This window comes from Ascidiaceihabitans donghaensis (assembly GCF_900302465.1).
GTDB classification, from domain to species: Bacteria; Pseudomonadota; Alphaproteobacteria; order Rhodobacterales; family Rhodobacteraceae; genus Ascidiaceihabitans; species Ascidiaceihabitans donghaensis.
On record NZ_OMOR01000001.1, the window covers coordinates 1,847,494 to 1,863,571 of the forward strand.

The window sequence follows — 16,078 nt, forward strand, 5'->3', positions numbered from 1 at the left end:
GCGCAAAGGTCCAAGTACACGTCTGACATGCCTTACCCTTTTGTCGCCGCAGCAAAACCTGCTTCGATGGCTGTCAGGATAATGGTCGCGTCGTCTTGCGTCATCACAAGGGGCGGTGACAGAATCAGGTTTGGACCGGAAATACGCACCATCGCGCCGTTTTCATATGTCACGTCCTGAACGATCTGTGCGGTGGCCGCATCAATCGGTTTCTTGGTGGCGCGATCCGACACCATTTCCAATGCGGTCATCAGGCCGTGGCCGCCCCGTACATCACCGATGATGTCATATTTCGCCATCAGTGCCTGCGCACCTTCAAAAAGCTGGGTGCCACGTGCCGCGGCATTTTCAATCACGTTCAGGCGTTTGGTTTCTTTCAGGCACGCCAGTGCGGCCGCAGCCCCCACCGGGTGGCCGGAATACGTATATCCGTGGCCGATTTTTGCGTCGGGGTTGTTTTCAAACACCTCTGCAACGCGATGCCCCAGCATCAAAGCGCCAAACGGGAAGTAACCGTTTGTGATCGCTTTTGCCGTGCACATCATATCGGGCTGGATGCCCCAAAGCCGTGCGCCGGACCATGCACCTGTACGTCCGTATGCCGTGATGACTTCGTCCGTGATCAGCAAAATGCCGTGGCGGTTACAGATGTCCTGCACCATTGGTGCGAATGATTTGTGGGGCGGAATAACGCCGCCTGCACCAAGGATCGGTTCCATGATCATAGCCGCGATTGTGCCCGCCCCTTGGAAGGCGATTTCGTCTTCAAGCGCCTGCACACACAGCTGTGCCAGCGTTTCAGGGTCCGTCTCGTTGAACGGGTTGCGGTAGGTGTAGGGGGCGGGGATGTGGTAGCAGCCCGGCAGCAAGGGCTCATAGGCCGTGCGAAAGTTTGCGTTGCCGTTTACCGATGCGCCGCCGATGTGGGTGCCGTGGTAGCCTTTTTTTAGGCTCAGGAATTTGGTGCGGCCCGCTTCGCCGCGCAGTTTGTGGTACTGGCGCGCAAGACGCAGGGCGGATTCAACTGAATCCGATCCGCCGGATGTATAGAAGGCACGGGCCATGCCGTCGGGTTCAAAGAATTCAGACAGCTCATATGACAGCTCGATCGCGACGTCATTCGATGTGCCGCGAAACGTGGAATAATACGGCAATTTGTCAAGCTGTGCTGCCATCGCATCTTTAACGGGCTGGCACGAATACCCAAGGTTCACGTTCCACAGGCCGCCGACACCGTCGACAACGGAATGCCCGTCGATGTCGGTGATCGTTACACCCTTGGATCCTGTGATGATTTTTGGCGGGTTGTCGATGCTGTCTTTGGGGGACGTCATCGGGTGCCACATCAGGCGGCCGTTGTTTTCTTTAAGAAAGTTTGAATCTTTCATGATCTGGTTTCCAATTCATGGCGAGCAGTGAGTGATGTGGCCCAAAGACCTTCGATGTCGTCCGGGATGGTGCCACCCCAGTTGCGGCTGATGTCGCGGCTGGCGATCATCAGGTGTTCTTTGATGGTGCGTTCCAAGGCAGGCGTGAACCGCGTGGCGACGCTTGCAACAGACACGGCACCTGCAAACTGGCCTGTCTGGTCAAACAGGGGGGCTGACAGGCCCTCAACCTCGGCCTCGTAGGTCCGCATCGCGCGTCCAAATCCCGTATGGAGGATCGCTTGAACCGTCTTTTTCAAAGTAAGCGAGTCGGTTGCGGTGCTTTTTGTGAACGAGGTAAGGTTGGACACTGCGGCATCCATCAATGTGTCAGGGCCGAAAGCCAATGCACACAGGCCGGATGCGGTTGCGTGTAATGGAAAGACATCAATGTCAATGATCGCGCGGGTTCCATGCCGTTGCGACTCACAGGCGGCTAAACCGTACATCTTGGTGCCGGACAGAACCGTAACATGCGCCGTCTCGCCCGTTTTTTCAGTCAGGTCGAACAAGGGGCCTTCAGTGCTGGCTTTGCGTGGCACAGTGGCTTCGCGGGTCTGCGCAAGTTTCAGAACGGCCGGACCAAGGCGGTACTGTTTGTTTGAAGGGTTCTGTTCAATAAATCCCGTAACTTCAAGCGCCTGGAGGTGACGATAGGTCGTTGCCTTGTCACGTTTTGCAATGCGGCACAGCTGTGACAGGCCAATTTCGGGTTGGCCGGCAGAAAAGTGACTTAGAAGATCGAGTGCTTTGATCACGGACGACATTTGAAACGGCCTCATTGCGGCTTTGATAAAAAAAGTTTGACACAGGTTAATTAACAAGGCAACCTTTTTTACATAACAACGGTTCAATATATGAACCAGAAACAGGGAGAAAGAAATGTCCAAGTTTACGAAGTCGATGACGGCCATGTCGCTTGCGTTGGCAACCCTCGCGGGACCCGCTTTGGCGGAGTACCCGGAGAAGCCAGTTGAATTTATCGTGCCGTGGCCTCCGGGTGATCTGGAAGACGTGCTGACACGCATGATCGCAGAAGATTTTTCCGAAGCATACGGCGTGCCAACTGCCGTTGTGAACAAGCCGGGCGGGGGCGGTGGCCCGTTTCCCGGTGCGATTGACGTCGCGAACGCACCTGCTGACGGCTACACCATCGGATCTTTCATCATTGCGATCCCGGTTGTTGGTCCGTTTATCGGCATACCAGAGCTGAACCCGGATCCCTTTGTGCCTCTTGGCAATTTCCTGACATATCCCTTTGTGATCGCGGCCGGTGCCGATGCGCCTTACGATGACATGAAAGGTCTTGCCGCCCACGCACAAGACAATGACGTGGTGCTTGGACACTTTGGCGCACCGCTGGTGCCAACGCAGGTGACATTCGGTTTGGCCAAAGAATTGGGCTTTAGCTATGCAGCCGATGCCGCTTTTGATGCGCTGGATTGCAATACGTTGGCCTCGGGTGATGTGGATGTTATCAACACCACGCTTCAACTGATTTTGCCGTGTCTTGATACGGTCAAGGTTCTGGCCTCCATCGGGTCCGAGCGTATTCCGCTGACGCTTGACGCGCCAACTGTGTCCGAATTGGCACCTGATTTGGATGTGGCATTGTGGAATGGCTTGTTCGTGCGCGCAGACACACCGCAAGATGTCCAAGACAAGATCATTGCTGTCGCTGAAAAGACAATGATGTCCGAACGCGCACAAAAGCTGGCTGCAGAAACAGGTGCGTCTGTTTACTGGCAGCCTGCTGGAGAAGTGGTCGAGCAGATCAAAAAAGATATGGAAACAATGGCCGGCATCGAAGCGATGCTTGCTGAGTAATCCTGATCTGGTCGGGCGGCATTTTGCGGCCCGATCATCTCTATTGCTGACAGTCTAACTTGCTCACTGTCTAAGGTGCTAAATGGGGGGCGGACCATGTCGCGCGTCAAAACGCTTCAATCTTTGTTCAAACGCTATCGCCGCCCCGGAGACATCGTTTTCGCTTGGGTGTTTCTGATTGGCGCTGTGTTCCTTTTGTCAGAGATTTTTGACCAAACCGCCTATAAACCGCGCGGAAAACTGGCAGCACAGCCACGGTTCTGGCCTGCCGTTTCACTTGGCGCGATGACGCTTTTTGCGGCGTTTCATTTGCTTGGATCGGCTTTGTCGGAACGCATCGACGGGCGGTGGCACGAGGTTTTGCATTGGCTCAAATCCATCGAATATGCGGGTTGGTTTATCGCTTATGCGGCGGTGGTGCCTTACGCGGGCTACTTGCCCACAACGATCATTTTCGCAGTTCTGTTGGCCCTGCGATCAGGATACCGCAGCGCCAAAATGCTTGGTGCGGCCGCCGTGTCGTCGTTTGTGGTTGTCGTTTTGTTCAAGACCCTGCTGAAGGTCAATTTGCCTGCAGGTCGCGTTTATGAGGTGCTGCCGGATGGTGTGCGCCAAATCATGCTCACATATTTCTGATTGGACCTTAAGCGATGGAAAATATCTTTCTTGGCCTTGAAATGCTGGCCCGCTGGGATGTGATCCTTGCGTTGTTTGTAGGGTCAATCGGTGGCGTCATAATCGGCGCGATCCCCGGTGTCGGCCCTGCGGTGGCCATTGCGATCCTGCTGCCTGCGACGTTCTCGCTTGATCCGATTGTGGGTCTGACGATGCTTTTAGGAATTTACGGATCGTCCATGTATGGCGGCGCAATCCCCGCGATCCTGATCAACACGCCGGGCACTGCGGTGAATGCGCTGACGTCCTACGACGGCTATCCCATGACAAAAAACAACGAAGGTCACCGTGCGCTGTCACTGGCCTATTCCGCATCCTTTTGGGGGGGCATTTTTGGTATTGGCTGCCTGATCTTGCTGTCGCCCGTGCTTGCGCTTATTGCGCCTATGTTCGGAAGCCGAGAGATTTTTCTGGCGGCTCTTCTCGGTATCATTCTTGTGATTTTGGCCCACCGTGGTCAAATTTTTGCAGCGGGGATGCTGGCTATGCTTGGCATCTTTTTGCAAACCATTGGGCTGGACGCCGTGACCTACACGCAGCGCTACACGTTTGGGTATTCGTTTCTAAGTTCAGGGGTGAACCTGATTGTGGTGGTTCTTGGCCTTTTTGCACTAAGCCAAGCTTTTTTCCTGCTGGGTGATCCTGACAGCAGCCCCGATGCCAAGCCGGTGAAAGGGCGCATGTCTGTCGGTATCCGCGAGTTGCTAAAGCACAAACGTGTGGCGACGGTGGCGTCCAGTTTCGGTGTGATCCTTGGCATGATCCCTGGCACAGGCGAATTTACCGCCCAATTCATGAGCTACACCTATGCCCAGAAAACATCCAAGGATCCGGACAAATTTGGCAAAGGATCACCCGAAGGGTTGATTGCATCCGAGGCCGCGAACAACGCCGTGCCTGCAGCGGCCATGATCCCGTTGCTGGCTCTTGGCATCCCCGGTGAGGCATTGACCGCGATGATGTTATCGGTGTTTTACGTGCACAACGTGATCCCCGGACCGCAGCTTTTTCAGAACAACATCGATCTTGTTTACGGTCTATATTTTGCGCTGATTGCCCTGAATGTCATTGTGATGGTGTTTTTGCTGTTCTCGACGAATTTGCTGACAAAAATCATCCGCGTGCCGACACGGTTTCTGGGTGTGATGATCCTGATCCTGTCGTTTGTCGGGGTTTATTCTTTGCGAAATTCTTTGACAGATTGCATGATCGCTGCCGTCTTCGGCGTCTTCGGTCTGATCCTCAAGCGTCTGAACCTGCCGATTGTGCCAATCATCTTAGGCATGGTTTTGGGCGGCATCATGGAGGTCAAACTGCGCTCTGCCATGCCGCGGCTTAAATCACCGCTTGATATGATCGACCGGCCCATCACTTTTGTATTGTTTGTGATTATCTTGCTGGTTCTGGCATTGCATGTGCGTACCTTGATCAAGGAATACCGCGCCCACCAGCCGCAAGAAGATCACGATTTTCACGACAGCCAGCAACGGTAGGACCCATGGACCAGCAAAAAATTGACGCCCTTCGTGCGCAACCCGTTCCCGCATTTTCCCATTTGATTGACGGCGCACATGTTCCTGCGTCTGATGGCGGAACGATGGACATTCTGTCACCGATTGACGGACAAGTTTTAACGACCACAGCCAAAGGCACAGCCGCAGATATGGAGGCGGCGATTGCCTCGGCCCGTGCCGCCTTCGAGGACCGTCGTTGGGCCGGGCAACCACCCTCTGCCCGCAAAAAGGTGCTGATGAAGTGGGCCGACCTGATTGAGGCCAATGCACTTGAACTTGCCGTGCTTGGCGTGCGCGACAATGGCACCGAAATCAGCATGGCGCTTAAGGCTGAACCGGGATCGGCGGCTGGCACGATCCGCTACTACGCTGAAGCGCTGGACAAGATTTACGGCGAAATTGCCCCAACAGGGGCGGATGTGCTGGGCATGATCCACAAGGAACCGGTTGGCGTCGTGGGCGCGATCATTCCTTGGAACTTCCCGATGATGATCGGGGCCTGGAAACTTGGACCTGCATTGGCGATGGGCAATTCAGTCGTGCTGAAACCGTCCGAAACAGCGTCGCTGTCCTTGATGAAAATGTGCCATCTGGCGCTTGAGGCCGGGTTGCCGCCCGGCGTTTTGAACGCCGTGACAGGTGAAGGCGCTGTCGTGGGCGAAGTTATGGGCCTGTCCATGGACATAGATGTACTGGTTTTCACCGGATCCGGCGGCACGGGACGGCGGCTGATGGACTACGCGGCACGGTCTAACATGAAACGTGTTTATCTGGAGCTTGGCGGCAAATCCCCCAACATTGTTTTTGCCGATGCCCCCAATCTGGACGAGGCCGCAAAGGTCGCAGCGGGTGGCATTTTCCGCAACGCCGGACAGGTGTGTGTGGCGGGATCAAGGTTGCTGGTCGAAGCGTCAATCCACGATGATTTCGTCGCGGCCGTTGTCAAAGCCACCGAGGCCATGCGCGTCGGAGACCCATTGCAAGTCGACACACATATTGGTGCGGTCAATTCTGAAGTACAATTGAATGCGAACCTTGGGTTTGTGGACACCGCCAAAGCCGAAGGTGGTGAGGTGATCACCGGTGGCGACCGGATTTTACAGGACACAGGCGGCTATTACATGGCGCCCACGATTGTCACTGGCGTGACGCGCGATGCAACATTGACCCAAAAAGAGGTGTTTGGCCCCGTCTTGGGCGTGACCCCATTTCACACCGACGATGAGGCCGTGCAATTGGCAAACGCCACAGTGTATGGTTTGGCAGGGGCGGCCTGGACATCCAATTTAAGCCGCGCACACCGTATGGTACGTGACGTGCGCACGGGTGTGATGCACATCAACACATATGGCGGCGCCGACGGTACTGTGCCTTTGGGCGGTGTCGGACAATCCGGAAACGGATCCGACAAGTCCCTGCATGCCATTGAAAAATATATCAATCTTAAAACCGCCTGGATCAAGCTATGACTGACAAAACCATTCTCGTGATCGGAACCTATGACACCAAGGACGACGAATTGGGGTTTCTGGCGGGTGTCATTCGCGATCAGGGCGGCCACGTTGTGACGATGGATGTGTCGGTGCTGGGTGATCCGTCAAAGCCTTGCGATTATTCAAAACATGATGTCGCCCAAGAGGGCGGAAGCACCATCGAGGCCGCTATCGCTTCGGGCAATGAAAATACGGCGATGCAGATCATGGCATCGGGGGCGTCGCTGTTGGCCGCAAGACTATATCAGGAGCGAAAATTCGATGGAATGATCGTTTTGGGCGGTACAATGGGCACTGATCTTGCATTGGATGTGGCCGCAGCATTGCCGCTTGGTGTGCCTAAGTACATCGTGTCCACGGTCTCGTTTTCCCCGCTTATCCCTGCAGAACGTCTTGCGGCGGACACACAAATGATCCTTTGGGCGGGCGGGTTGTACGGTTTGAACTCGGTTTGCAAAGCGTCGCTAAGTCAGGCCGCGGGCGCTGTTCTTGGTGCGGCGCGCGCGGTGCAGATGCCTGATCCTGACAAACCCCTGATCGGGATGATGTCGTTGGGGACATCGGCGTTAAAATACGTGATCCCATTGAAGCCCGCATTGGAAGACCGCGGCTTTGAGGTCGCTGTGTTTCATGCAACAGGCATGGGGGGGCGGGCGTTTGAAAGTCTTGCAGGGCAGGGGGCATTTGCCTGTGTCCTTGACCTTTGCACCCAAGAATTGGGCAATCATATCCATGGCTCAAACATTTCCGCAGGGGCGGATCGTTTGACCAACGCAGGGGCAAATGGCACGCCGCAGATCGTGGCGCCGGGGTGCTATGATCTTGTGGACGTTGTGGGATGGCAACCGTTGGACGCCAGATGGGATGCCCATATGAAACATGAACACAACCGCCTTTTGACATCGATCGTGCTGGAGGCAGAGGAACGCAAAGAGGTCGCGCGCGCACATTCCACCCAATTGGCCACCGCCAAGGGACCTGTCGCAATGATCTTGCCCGAAGACGGTTTGGGCGAATGGGACCGCGCAGGCGCTGATTTGCACAACGCAAGCGGTCTTGCGGATTTCCTGGCTGAAATTGAAGCGACTTTGCCTGCCAATGTCACGGCCCACAGGATTGCGTGCCACATCAATGACGCGGATTTTGCCGACAGAGTGCTTGAGATATTTGATGGGTGGTGCGCAGATGGCACCGTTGCGGTTTAGGAATTTGCGCCGGGGTCAAGACGCGCCAGAAGGTCCAGTAACCTTTCATAGTCGTCGTCACCCAAGGCCGTTTTGAACCCCGCTACGATCTGTGCGGCTTGCGGGCTGCGGTCGTCGATAATCTTTTGTCCGTTGGGGGTGATCTCGATGAATTGGCGTCTGCGATCTTTGTCGTCACGCGTTTGTGTCACAAGGCCTTTGTCGCGCAATGTCGCTGCAATGCGCGTCAGACTTGGAAACAGCAGGCTGGATCGGTCTGCCAGAGTTTTGGTGTCCATCCGGCCGAATTCGACCAGCACGCGCAAGACGCGCCATTGTTGTTCTGTGATGCCTGTTTCAGACAGCATGTCGCGGATCGGAGACATCACGCCTTCACGGGCGCGGATCAGCGCAATGGGTAAGGATCGAGACGTGGAAGGGAGCTGTTTGGTCATGGTGCCTCAAATCTTCTATCTCCTTCAAATGCAGGCCAAAGAAGATGTTGACAATACATGATAGCATTATTTAACTTGGAAACAATTAACATGTTAAGGAAATGAAATGCCTCACTTCCATATCGAATACTCAGCCAACCTTGAGGATGTCGTGGATATGGCCGCTTTGTGCGAAGTCATCCGGTCCGAGGCCGCTTTGATCGACACGTTTCCCATGGCGGGCGTTCGGGTGCGGGCCACCCGCGTCGATCACTTTGCAATGGCGAACGGCGATCCAAAACACGGGTTTATCGATCTGTCCGTGCGCTTGCGCGAAGGGCGTGCTGAGGATGTAAAACGTGACGCAATCGGGCGCATCTTTGCCGCGCTCAAAGAATTCATGGCCCCTGCAATGGCCACCCGTTCCATCGCGCTTTCTGCCGAGATGCGCGACATCAATGCCGACCTGTCGCCAAAATTTGGCAACATTCGCGATCACCTGGAGGATCACTCATGACTGTACTCGATGACAACATTGCCAAGTTGGACGGCTTTCTGGGCCGGTTCCGCAAAACCGGCATCCTGAACCGGATCGCGGGGCAAGATGTGGCAGGCGATGGTGGTGTTTTCCAAAATACGTCACCCGTGGACAAATCCTTGATCTGTGACGTGGCCCACGGCACGGCTGTGGACATCGACGCGGCGGCCAATGCAGCGCATAATGCCTTTGCCGCGTGGCGCGACATGCCCGCATTGCAGCGCAAGAAAATCCTGATCAAAATCGCGGAAGGCATCGAGGCGCGCGCCGAAGAAATCGCGCTGTGCGAATGTTGGGACACGGGCCAGACCTATAAATTCATGTCCAAAGCGGCCCTGCGTGGTGCCGAAAACTTCCGCTATTTTGCAGATCAAGTCGTGCAGGCCCGCGACGGACAGCAATTGCAGTCCCCGACGCTTATGAACGTCACAACGCGTAAACCGATCGGGCCGGTTGGTGTAATCACGCCGTGGAACACGCCATTTATGTTGTCCACATGGAAGATTGCTCCGGCGTTGGCCGCAGGCTGTACCGTGGTGCACAAACCTGCCGAAGCATCGCCACTGACGGCCCGTTTGTTGATTGAGATTGCCGAAGAGGCAGGTCTGCCCCCCGGTGTGTTGAACACTGTCAACGGGTTTGGTGAAGGCGCTGGCAAAGCACTGTGTGAACACCCCAAGATCAAAGCGATTGCCTTTGTGGGCGAAAGCCGCACAGGGTCGCTGATCACCAAGCAAGGGGCTGATACGCTGAAACGCAACCACCTTGAGCTTGGCGGCAAAAACCCTGTCATCGTGTTTGAAGATGCCGATCTGGACCGTGCTTTGGATGCCGTGATCTTCATGATCTATTCGATCAATGGCGAACGTTGCACATCATCATCGCGCCTGCTGATCCAAGACACGATCCGCGAAGATTTTGAGGCCAAATTGGTGGCGCGGGTCAACAACATCAAAGTTGGCCATCCGCTGGACCCGGCGACTGAAATCGGACCGCTTGTGACAGAAGAGCATTTCAACAAAGTCACCAGCTATTTCGACATTGCCAAAGACGACGGTGCAACAGTGGCCGCAGGTGGTGTGACGGTTGGGGACGAGGGGTATTTCATCCGTCCGACGTTGTTCACCAACGCCACCAACCAAATGCGCATCGCACAAGAAGAAATCTTTGGCCCTGTGCTGACATCCATTCCGTTCTCCACCGAAGAAGAAGCCCTGGAGATGGCCAACGACATCGACTACGGCCTCACAGGCTATGTCTGGACCAACGATCTGACCCGTGCACTGCGCTTCACCGAAGCTCTTGAGGCCGGCATGATCTGGGTCAACTCCGAGAACGTCCGTCACTTGCCCACCCCCTTTGGCGGCGTCAAAGCAAGCGGCATAGGACGCGATGGCGGCGATTGGTCGTTTGAATTCTACATGGAGCAAAAGCACATCGGCTTTGCCACGGGACACCATAAAATCACCAAGTTAGGAGCGCTGTAATGCCTGTACCCGCACCAAATCTATACCCCGATTTTAACACCATCCGCCTAAGCCATGTGTGTCTGAACGTGAAAGACCTTGCCGCGTCGCGCACGTTCTACACAGAGATCTTGGGCCTTCAGGTGACAGATGAGTCCGACAGCCACATCTATCTGCGCGCCATGGAAGAACGCGGCCACCACTGCATCATTTTGCAAAAGTCCGATCAACCGGGCACGGTCGAAGTCATGGGCTTCAAAACCTTCGACGAAGCTGATCTGGACAAAGCCGAAGCCTATTTCAAAGGCAAAGGCCGCCCGACATCCTGGGTGGAGCGCCCGTATCAGGGCAAGACGCTGCTGACTTCTGACAACATGGGCATTCCGCTGGAATTTTATCACAAGATGGATCGCCTTGCGCCAATCCATCAAAAATATGCGCTGTACCGTGGTGTGAAACCGCTGCGGATCGACCACTTTAACTGCTTTAGCCATGACGTTGATGCGTCCGTGGAATTTTACAGCGATTTCGGGTTCCGTGTGACGGAATATACCGAAGATGACGACAGCAAGAAACTTTGGGCCGCGTGGATGCACCGCAAAGGGGGCGTGCATGACATGGCGTTCACCAATGGCACAGGCCCACGAATGCACCACGTTGCGTTCTGGGTTCCAACACCTCTGAACATCATTGATTTGCTGGATTTGATGGCGACCACAGGCTACGTCGACAACATCGAACGCGGCCCCGGTCGCCACGGCATTTCCAATGCGTTCTTCCTTTATATCCTTGACCCCGACGGGCACCGGATCGAGATTTACTGCTCTGACTATCAGACCGTAGATCCGGATCTGGAGCCGATCAAATGGGACCTGCAAGACCCGCAGCGCCAGACGCTTTGGGGGGCAGCGGCACCGGAAAGCTGGTTCAAACACGGCACGACGTTTGTTGGCGTCGATACCAAGGAGTCCGACATCCAAGCTAGCCCGATTATTGCGCCATGACGGGACTGAACCTTAAGAACCCCGACCTCTTTCGCCAAGCGGCCCTTGTCGGGGGCACATGGATTGCCGCAAGCGACGCGGATATTGCAGTCACGAATCCCGCGACAGGCACTGTGTTGGGATATGTCCCAAACCTCGGCGCCGCCGAAACCCAACAGGCGATTGATGCGGCTGAGGTCGCCCAAAAGGCGTGGGCGGCACGCACCGCCAAAGATCGCAGCAATGTGTTGCGGCGCTGGTTTGATCTGATGATGGCCCATCAAGATGATCTTGGGCGCATCCTGACGTTCGAGCAGGGCAAGCCATTGGCCGAAGCGACAGGCGAGATCGGCTATGGCGCGTCCTTTATCGAATGGTTTTCCGAGGAAGCACGCCGTGCGTATGGTGACATCACCCCAACCAATGCCCCCGACAAACGCATCTTGTGTGTCAAGCAACCCATCGGCGTCACGGCCGCAATCACGCCTTGGAACTTTCCGAATGCGATGATCGCCCGCAAAGCGGCACCTGCCTTTGCTGCGGGCTGTGCAATGGTTCTGAAACCATCTGAATTGACGCCATTTTCAGCTATTGCAATGGCGGTGTTGGCTGAAGAGGCTGGTGTGCCCAGCGGTTTGTTTTCAGTCATCACCGGGGATGCAGCGACCATTGGCGGTGTGCTGACAAGCAGCCCGGTTGTGCGCAAATTGACGTTCACCGGATCAACGGGTGTGGGCGCGAAGCTTTACGCGCAATCTGCTCCCACGATCAAAAAGCTGGGGCTTGAGCTGGGCGGCAACGCGCCTTTCATCGTGTTTGATGATGCCGATCTGGATGCCGCTGTTGACGGGGCGATCTTGTCGAAATTCCGCAACAATGGCCAAACTTGCGTGTGTGCGAACCGCATTTACGTGCAGGCGGGTGTTTATGATGCATTTGCCAAGAAACTGGCGGCGAAGGTCAAGGGTTTGCCTGTTGGCAACGGTGCGGATGACGGTGTGGTGTTTGGACCGCTCATCAACGACGCGGCTGTCGCGAAGGTCAGTAGCCATATTGCAGATGCCACAGGCAAAGGCGCGGTTGTGACCCTTGGGGGCAAGCCCCACGCATTGGGCGGCACGTTCTATGAACCGACCATCCTGACAGGTGTGACATCCGACATGGCAGTGGCCAGCGAGGAAACATTCGGCCCAGTGGCGCCTTTGTTCAAATTCGACACAGAGGCTGAAGTTATAGCTGCTGCAAACGACACCGAATTTGGCCTTGCGTCCTATTTCTATAGCCGAGACATCGCGCGTGTGTGGCGGGTGTCCGAGGCGCTTGAATACGGGATGGTGGGTGTCAATACAGGTCATGTGTCGACAACGGAGGCACCGTTTGGCGGGGTCAAATCATCAGGTCTGGGGCGTGAAGGCGCACGGCAGGGTCTCGATGATTTTATGGAAATCAAATACATCTGTATGGGTGGCATCGAAGCGGCGGAGTAAACCATGGACTGGGACGAATTCGCCCATTGGGGCAAGCATATTTCCGACTGGGGTGCGCAGTATCACAAGTCGCTGCGCGATCTTCCCGTGCGTTCCCAGACCGCGGTCGGGGATACAGCGACGCAGCTGCACCCCACACCGCCCGAAACGGGCGACGACATGGCGGCGATCCTTGCAGATTTTGAAGCCATCGTGATGCCCGGCATGACACATTGGCAGCACCCGCGTTTCTTTGCGTATTTTCCTGCAAACGCCGCACCACCGTCGATGTTGGCGGAACAACTGGTTAACACCGTCGCGGCCCAGTGCATGTTATGGCAAACGTCCCCCGCCGCCACTGAGGTTGAGGGCGTGATGGTCGATTGGTTGCGTCAAGCGCTTGGGCTGGCGGACGGGTTCACTGGCGTCATTCAAGACAGCGCATCATCGGCGACACTGTCTGCGGTTCTGACGATGCGGGAACGCGCCACGGGATACACAGGCAACAAAGACGGGTTGTCAGGCAAGGGCCATCTGCGGATTTACTGTTCGGATCAGGTGCATTCATCCATTGATCGCGCATGTTGGGTCGCTGGGATCGGGCAGGCCAATTTGGTCAAAATCCCAACAAAAGGTGCACAATTCGGCATAGATGTGGACGCATTGGAAGCTGCAATCACCGCCGATCTGGACGCAGGACATACACCGGCAGGGATTATCGCAATCACAGGCGGCACGGGGATCGGTGCCTCCGACACGCTTGGTCCGCTTTTGAAAGTTGCGGCCAAACACGACCTTTACACCCACCTCGATGCGGCATGGGCGGGGTCGGCCATGATCTGCCCGGAATTCAGGTCAGAATTTTGGGACGACGTCGACGGCTTTGACAGTATCGTGTTCAACCCGCACAAATGGCTTGGTGCGCAGTTTGATTGTTCTGTGCAATTCTTGCGGGATGCGACGCCACAACTGAACACGCTTAAGATCGAACCTGAGTATTTGAAGACCACTGGCGATGCGGTGACGAACTATTCCGAATGGACAATCCCGCTTGGGCGCAGGTTTCGGGCGCTGAAAATCTGGTTCTTGCTGCGGTCATATGGGCTTGAGGGGCTGCGCACACGCATTCGCAATCACGTCGCTTGGGCGCAAGAACTGTGCGATGCCATCCGCGCGTTGGACGGGTTCGAGATCACAACGGACCCGATCCTAAGCCTGTTTTCGTTTCGCTGTCCGGGCGATGATGCGATGCAGCAGCGGTTGGTTGATGCGCTGAATGACGACGGACGTATTTACCTGACGCAGGGTGCGTTTCAGGGGCAAAAAGTAATCCGGTTCCAAGTGGGCCAATTCGATACAACACGCGAAGATGTGATGATGGCCCATGCCGTCATCCGCGAAGTTTGGGAGCAAATTCAGTGAAATACGCGACATATACCGCAGATGATCAAACCTTTTACGGGGCCGTGACCGACGATGGCATGATTGCCTTGAACGCCGACTTTCCGCAGTGGCCGACGTTGTTGGATGTGGTGCAGGCGGGCGGTTTTGCTGCCCTTGAGGAAGCTGCAAAAGCTAAACGCGTGACCCATACGGATTTCGAATTTGAAATGGTGCTGCCCAATGCCCCGCGTATTTTGTGTGTTGGCGTGAATTTCCCCGATCGCAACGCGGAATACAAAGACGGGTCCGAGCAACCCAAATACATGTCGTTGTTCCCGCGCTTTGCCAGCGGGTTCACCGGCCACAATCGCCCGCTTATCCGTCCGCCGGAAAACGAAACCTTGGACTATGAAGGCGAAGTGGCCATTGTTATCGGCAAGACGGGCCGGCGCATCCGTCAGGCCGATGCCTACGACCATATTTCGGCGATTACCCTTTGCAACGAAGGGACGATCCGCGATTGGGTGCGTCATGCCAAATTTAACGTCACTCAGGGCAAGAACTGGGACAATTCAGGCGCGATTGGTCCGTGGTTGGTGCCTTTCACAGACGCAAGCCAACTGGACGATGCCCGTATCATCACGCGGGTGAACGGCGAGGTGCGCCAAGATGATGTGTTGTCGCGCATGATGCACCCGATCCGTCGCGAAATTGAATATATCTCGACCTTTATGACGCTTCAGCCCGGCGATATCATCGTGACTGGCACGCCCACAGGGTCGGGGGCACGTCTTGATCCGCCGCAGTACCTGAAACCCGGCGACGTGGTCGAGGTCGAGGTGAACGGCATCGGCACCCTGCGCAACACCGTCGAGGACGAGCGCCTATGACCCCGCAAGATCACGCAAAAGCCGCCGCCGATTTGCTGGCCGCTGAAAAGTCCGGAAAGCAGATCGGGCTGTTGACCAAGGCCCATCCCGAAATGGGTATGGACGACGCCTATGCGGTGCAAAACGCGATTTACCGCGCAAAGCTGGCAGAAGGGCGCAGCGTCATTGGCTGGAAAATCGGGCTGACATCTAAAGCGATGCAATATGCGCTGAACATCGACATTCCCGACAGCGGCATCTTGTTTGACGATATGGCGTTTGATCACGGCGCCACGGTGCCTGCGGGCCGGTTCATTCAACCACGGATCGAGGCCGAGATTGCGTTTGTGCTGAAGGCCCCGTTGGGCGGTGCAGAGGTGACGCGCGATGATGTGATTGCGGCCACAGACTATGTCGCGCCCTCCATCGAAATTCTGGATACGCGGATTCTACGGGCTGACCCCGAAACGGGTGCCACCCGCAAAGTGTTCGACACCATCAGTGACAATGCGGCCAATGCTGGAATTGTTCTTGGTCCACAGAAACACAAAATTGATGCGTTCGATTTGCGCTGGGTCGGTGCGATCACATCGCGTAACGGCGAGGTTGAGGAAACCGGCCTTGGGGCAGGGGTGCTGAACGATCCCGTCGAAAGCGTGGTTTGGCTGGCGCGTCGCATGGCGCAATATGGTCAAAGCATTGAACCGGGTCAGATCATCTTGTCGGGCAGTTTCATCCGCCCTGTTGAATGCCCGTCTGGCGCAAGGATCACTGCCGACTTTGGCGATTTTGGTCACGTCGACATCTCATTTGCCTAAA

At 55.7% G+C, this 16,078-nt stretch carries 15 protein-coding genes; 12 read left to right on the forward strand and 3 right to left on the reverse strand.

Annotation, left to right across the window (positions count from 1 at the left end):
- Window positions 1-32 precede the first annotated feature (32 nt).
- Window positions 33-1,388 carry an aspartate aminotransferase family protein gene (locus tag ASD8599_RS09300; protein WP_108828270.1) on the reverse strand — a complete coding sequence of 452 codons (1,356 nt, stop codon included), beginning with the start codon at window positions 1,386-1,388 and terminating at the stop codon, window positions 33-35.
- Window positions 1,385-2,194 carry an IclR family transcriptional regulator gene (locus ASD8599_RS09305; RefSeq protein WP_108828271.1) on the reverse strand — a complete coding sequence of 270 codons (810 nt, stop codon included), beginning with the start codon at window positions 2,192-2,194 and terminating at the stop codon, window positions 1,385-1,387. The genes ASD8599_RS09300 and ASD8599_RS09305 overlap by 4 nt, the downstream gene beginning before the upstream one ends.
- A 115-nt stretch (window positions 2,195-2,309) precedes the next feature.
- On the opposite strand from ASD8599_RS09305, the gene ASD8599_RS09310 reads away from it, so the two are divergent.
- From ASD8599_RS09310 to ASD8599_RS09330, 5 genes are all read left to right on the forward strand, one after another.
- On the forward strand, window positions 2,310-3,254 hold the full coding sequence (locus tag ASD8599_RS09310) for a tripartite tricarboxylate transporter substrate-binding protein (protein WP_108828272.1): 945 nt from the start codon (window positions 2,310-2,312) through the stop codon (window positions 3,252-3,254).
- Window positions 3,255-3,350: 96 nt separating this feature from the next.
- A complete protein-coding gene (locus ASD8599_RS09315) occupies window positions 3,351-3,890 on the forward strand; it encodes a tripartite tricarboxylate transporter TctB family protein (RefSeq protein ID WP_108828273.1) in 540 nt (179 codons plus the stop codon).
- A gap of 14 nt (window positions 3,891-3,904) precedes the next feature.
- Window positions 3,905-5,422, forward strand: coding sequence for a tripartite tricarboxylate transporter permease (locus ASD8599_RS09320; protein WP_108828274.1), 1,518 nt, complete (start codon window positions 3,905-3,907; stop codon window positions 5,420-5,422).
- 5 nt (window positions 5,423-5,427) lie between these two features.
- Window positions 5,428-6,912, forward strand: a complete 1,485-nt coding sequence (locus tag ASD8599_RS09325) for an aldehyde dehydrogenase family protein (RefSeq protein WP_108828275.1) — start codon at window positions 5,428-5,430, stop codon at window positions 6,910-6,912.
- Entirely contained in the window at window positions 6,909-8,141 is a 1,233-nt protein-coding gene (locus ASD8599_RS09330; protein WP_108828276.1) for a Tm-1-like ATP-binding domain-containing protein, read from the forward strand. Before ASD8599_RS09325 ends, ASD8599_RS09330 begins: the two co-directional genes overlap by 4 nt.
- Here the strand turns inward: ASD8599_RS09330 and hpaR are convergent.
- Window positions 8,138-8,575 (reverse strand): homoprotocatechuate degradation operon regulator HpaR, encoded by a 438-nt coding sequence (gene hpaR / locus ASD8599_RS09335; protein ID WP_108828277.1) that lies wholly within the window; start codon window positions 8,573-8,575, stop codon window positions 8,138-8,140. The two genes, ASD8599_RS09330 and hpaR, sit on opposite strands and share 4 nt — an antisense overlap.
- Window positions 8,576-8,681: 106 nt before the next feature.
- Here hpaR and ASD8599_RS09340 point away from each other — a divergent pair, with 106 nt between their 5' ends.
- The 7 genes from ASD8599_RS09340 to hpaH are packed head-to-tail and all read left to right on the forward strand — an operon-like array spanning window position 8,682 to window position 16,077.
- Complete coding sequence (locus ASD8599_RS09340; RefSeq protein WP_108828278.1) at window positions 8,682-9,071, forward strand: 5-carboxymethyl-2-hydroxymuconate Delta-isomerase; 390 nt, start codon at window positions 8,682-8,684, stop codon at window positions 9,069-9,071.
- Window positions 9,068-10,579, forward strand: a complete 1,512-nt coding sequence (hpaE, locus tag ASD8599_RS09345) for a 5-carboxymethyl-2-hydroxymuconate semialdehyde dehydrogenase (RefSeq protein WP_108828279.1) — start codon at window positions 9,068-9,070, stop codon at window positions 10,577-10,579. Before ASD8599_RS09340 ends, hpaE begins: the two co-directional genes overlap by 4 nt.
- Window positions 10,579-11,562, forward strand: coding sequence for a 3,4-dihydroxyphenylacetate 2,3-dioxygenase (gene hpaD, locus ASD8599_RS09350; protein WP_108828280.1), 984 nt, complete (start codon window positions 10,579-10,581; stop codon window positions 11,560-11,562). Before hpaE ends, hpaD begins: the two co-directional genes overlap by 1 nt.
- Window positions 11,559-13,028 (forward strand): NAD-dependent succinate-semialdehyde dehydrogenase, encoded by a 1,470-nt coding sequence (locus ASD8599_RS09355; RefSeq protein WP_181364449.1) that lies wholly within the window; start codon window positions 11,559-11,561, stop codon window positions 13,026-13,028. Before hpaD ends, ASD8599_RS09355 begins: the two co-directional genes overlap by 4 nt.
- Window positions 13,029-13,031: 3 nt before the next feature.
- Window positions 13,032-14,429, forward strand: a complete 1,398-nt coding sequence (locus tag ASD8599_RS09360) for a pyridoxal phosphate-dependent decarboxylase family protein (protein WP_108828281.1) — start codon at window positions 13,032-13,034, stop codon at window positions 14,427-14,429.
- Entirely contained in the window at window positions 14,426-15,280 is an 855-nt protein-coding gene (locus ASD8599_RS09365) for a fumarylacetoacetate hydrolase family protein (protein WP_108828282.1), read from the forward strand. Before ASD8599_RS09360 ends, ASD8599_RS09365 begins: the two co-directional genes overlap by 4 nt.
- Window positions 15,277-16,077: a 2-oxo-hept-4-ene-1,7-dioate hydratase gene (gene hpaH, locus ASD8599_RS09370; RefSeq protein WP_108828283.1), complete on the forward strand. Its 801-nt coding sequence runs from the start codon at window positions 15,277-15,279 to the stop codon at window positions 16,075-16,077. The genes ASD8599_RS09365 and hpaH overlap by 4 nt, the downstream gene beginning before the upstream one ends.
- The last annotated feature ends 1 nt before the right edge of the window (window position 16,078 follow it).

Coding starts and splice junctions, on each gene's coding strand:
- ASD8599_RS09310 (WP_108828272.1), top strand. CDS start 2,310: ATGTCCAAGTTTACGAAGTCGATGACGGCCATGTCGCTTGCGTTGGCA.
- ASD8599_RS09340 (WP_108828278.1), top strand. CDS start 8,682: ATGCCTCACTTCCATATCGAATACTCAGCCAACCTTGAGGATGTCGTG.
- ASD8599_RS09320 (WP_108828274.1), top strand. CDS start 3,905: ATGGAAAATATCTTTCTTGGCCTTGAAATGCTGGCCCGCTGGGATGTG.
- hpaE (WP_108828279.1), top strand. CDS start 9,068: ATGACTGTACTCGATGACAACATTGCCAAGTTGGACGGCTTTCTGGGC.
- hpaH (WP_108828283.1), top strand. CDS start 15,277: ATGACCCCGCAAGATCACGCAAAAGCCGCCGCCGATTTGCTGGCCGCT.
- ASD8599_RS09300 (WP_108828270.1), bottom strand. CDS start 1,388: ATGAAAGATTCAAACTTTCTTAAAGAAAACAACGGCCGCCTGATGTGG.
- ASD8599_RS09315 (WP_108828273.1), top strand. CDS start 3,351: ATGTCGCGCGTCAAAACGCTTCAATCTTTGTTCAAACGCTATCGCCGC.
- hpaR (WP_108828277.1), bottom strand. CDS start 8,575: ATGACCAAACAGCTCCCTTCCACGTCTCGATCCTTACCCATTGCGCTG.
- hpaD (WP_108828280.1), top strand. CDS start 10,579: ATGCCTGTACCCGCACCAAATCTATACCCCGATTTTAACACCATCCGC.
- ASD8599_RS09360 (WP_108828281.1), top strand. CDS start 13,032: ATGGACTGGGACGAATTCGCCCATTGGGGCAAGCATATTTCCGACTGG.
- ASD8599_RS09305 (WP_108828271.1), bottom strand. CDS start 2,194: ATGTCGTCCGTGATCAAAGCACTCGATCTTCTAAGTCACTTTTCTGCC.
- ASD8599_RS09325 (WP_108828275.1), top strand. CDS start 5,428: ATGGACCAGCAAAAAATTGACGCCCTTCGTGCGCAACCCGTTCCCGCA.
- ASD8599_RS09330 (WP_108828276.1), top strand. CDS start 6,909: ATGACTGACAAAACCATTCTCGTGATCGGAACCTATGACACCAAGGAC.
- ASD8599_RS09355 (WP_181364449.1), top strand. CDS start 11,559: ATGACGGGACTGAACCTTAAGAACCCCGACCTCTTTCGCCAAGCGGCC.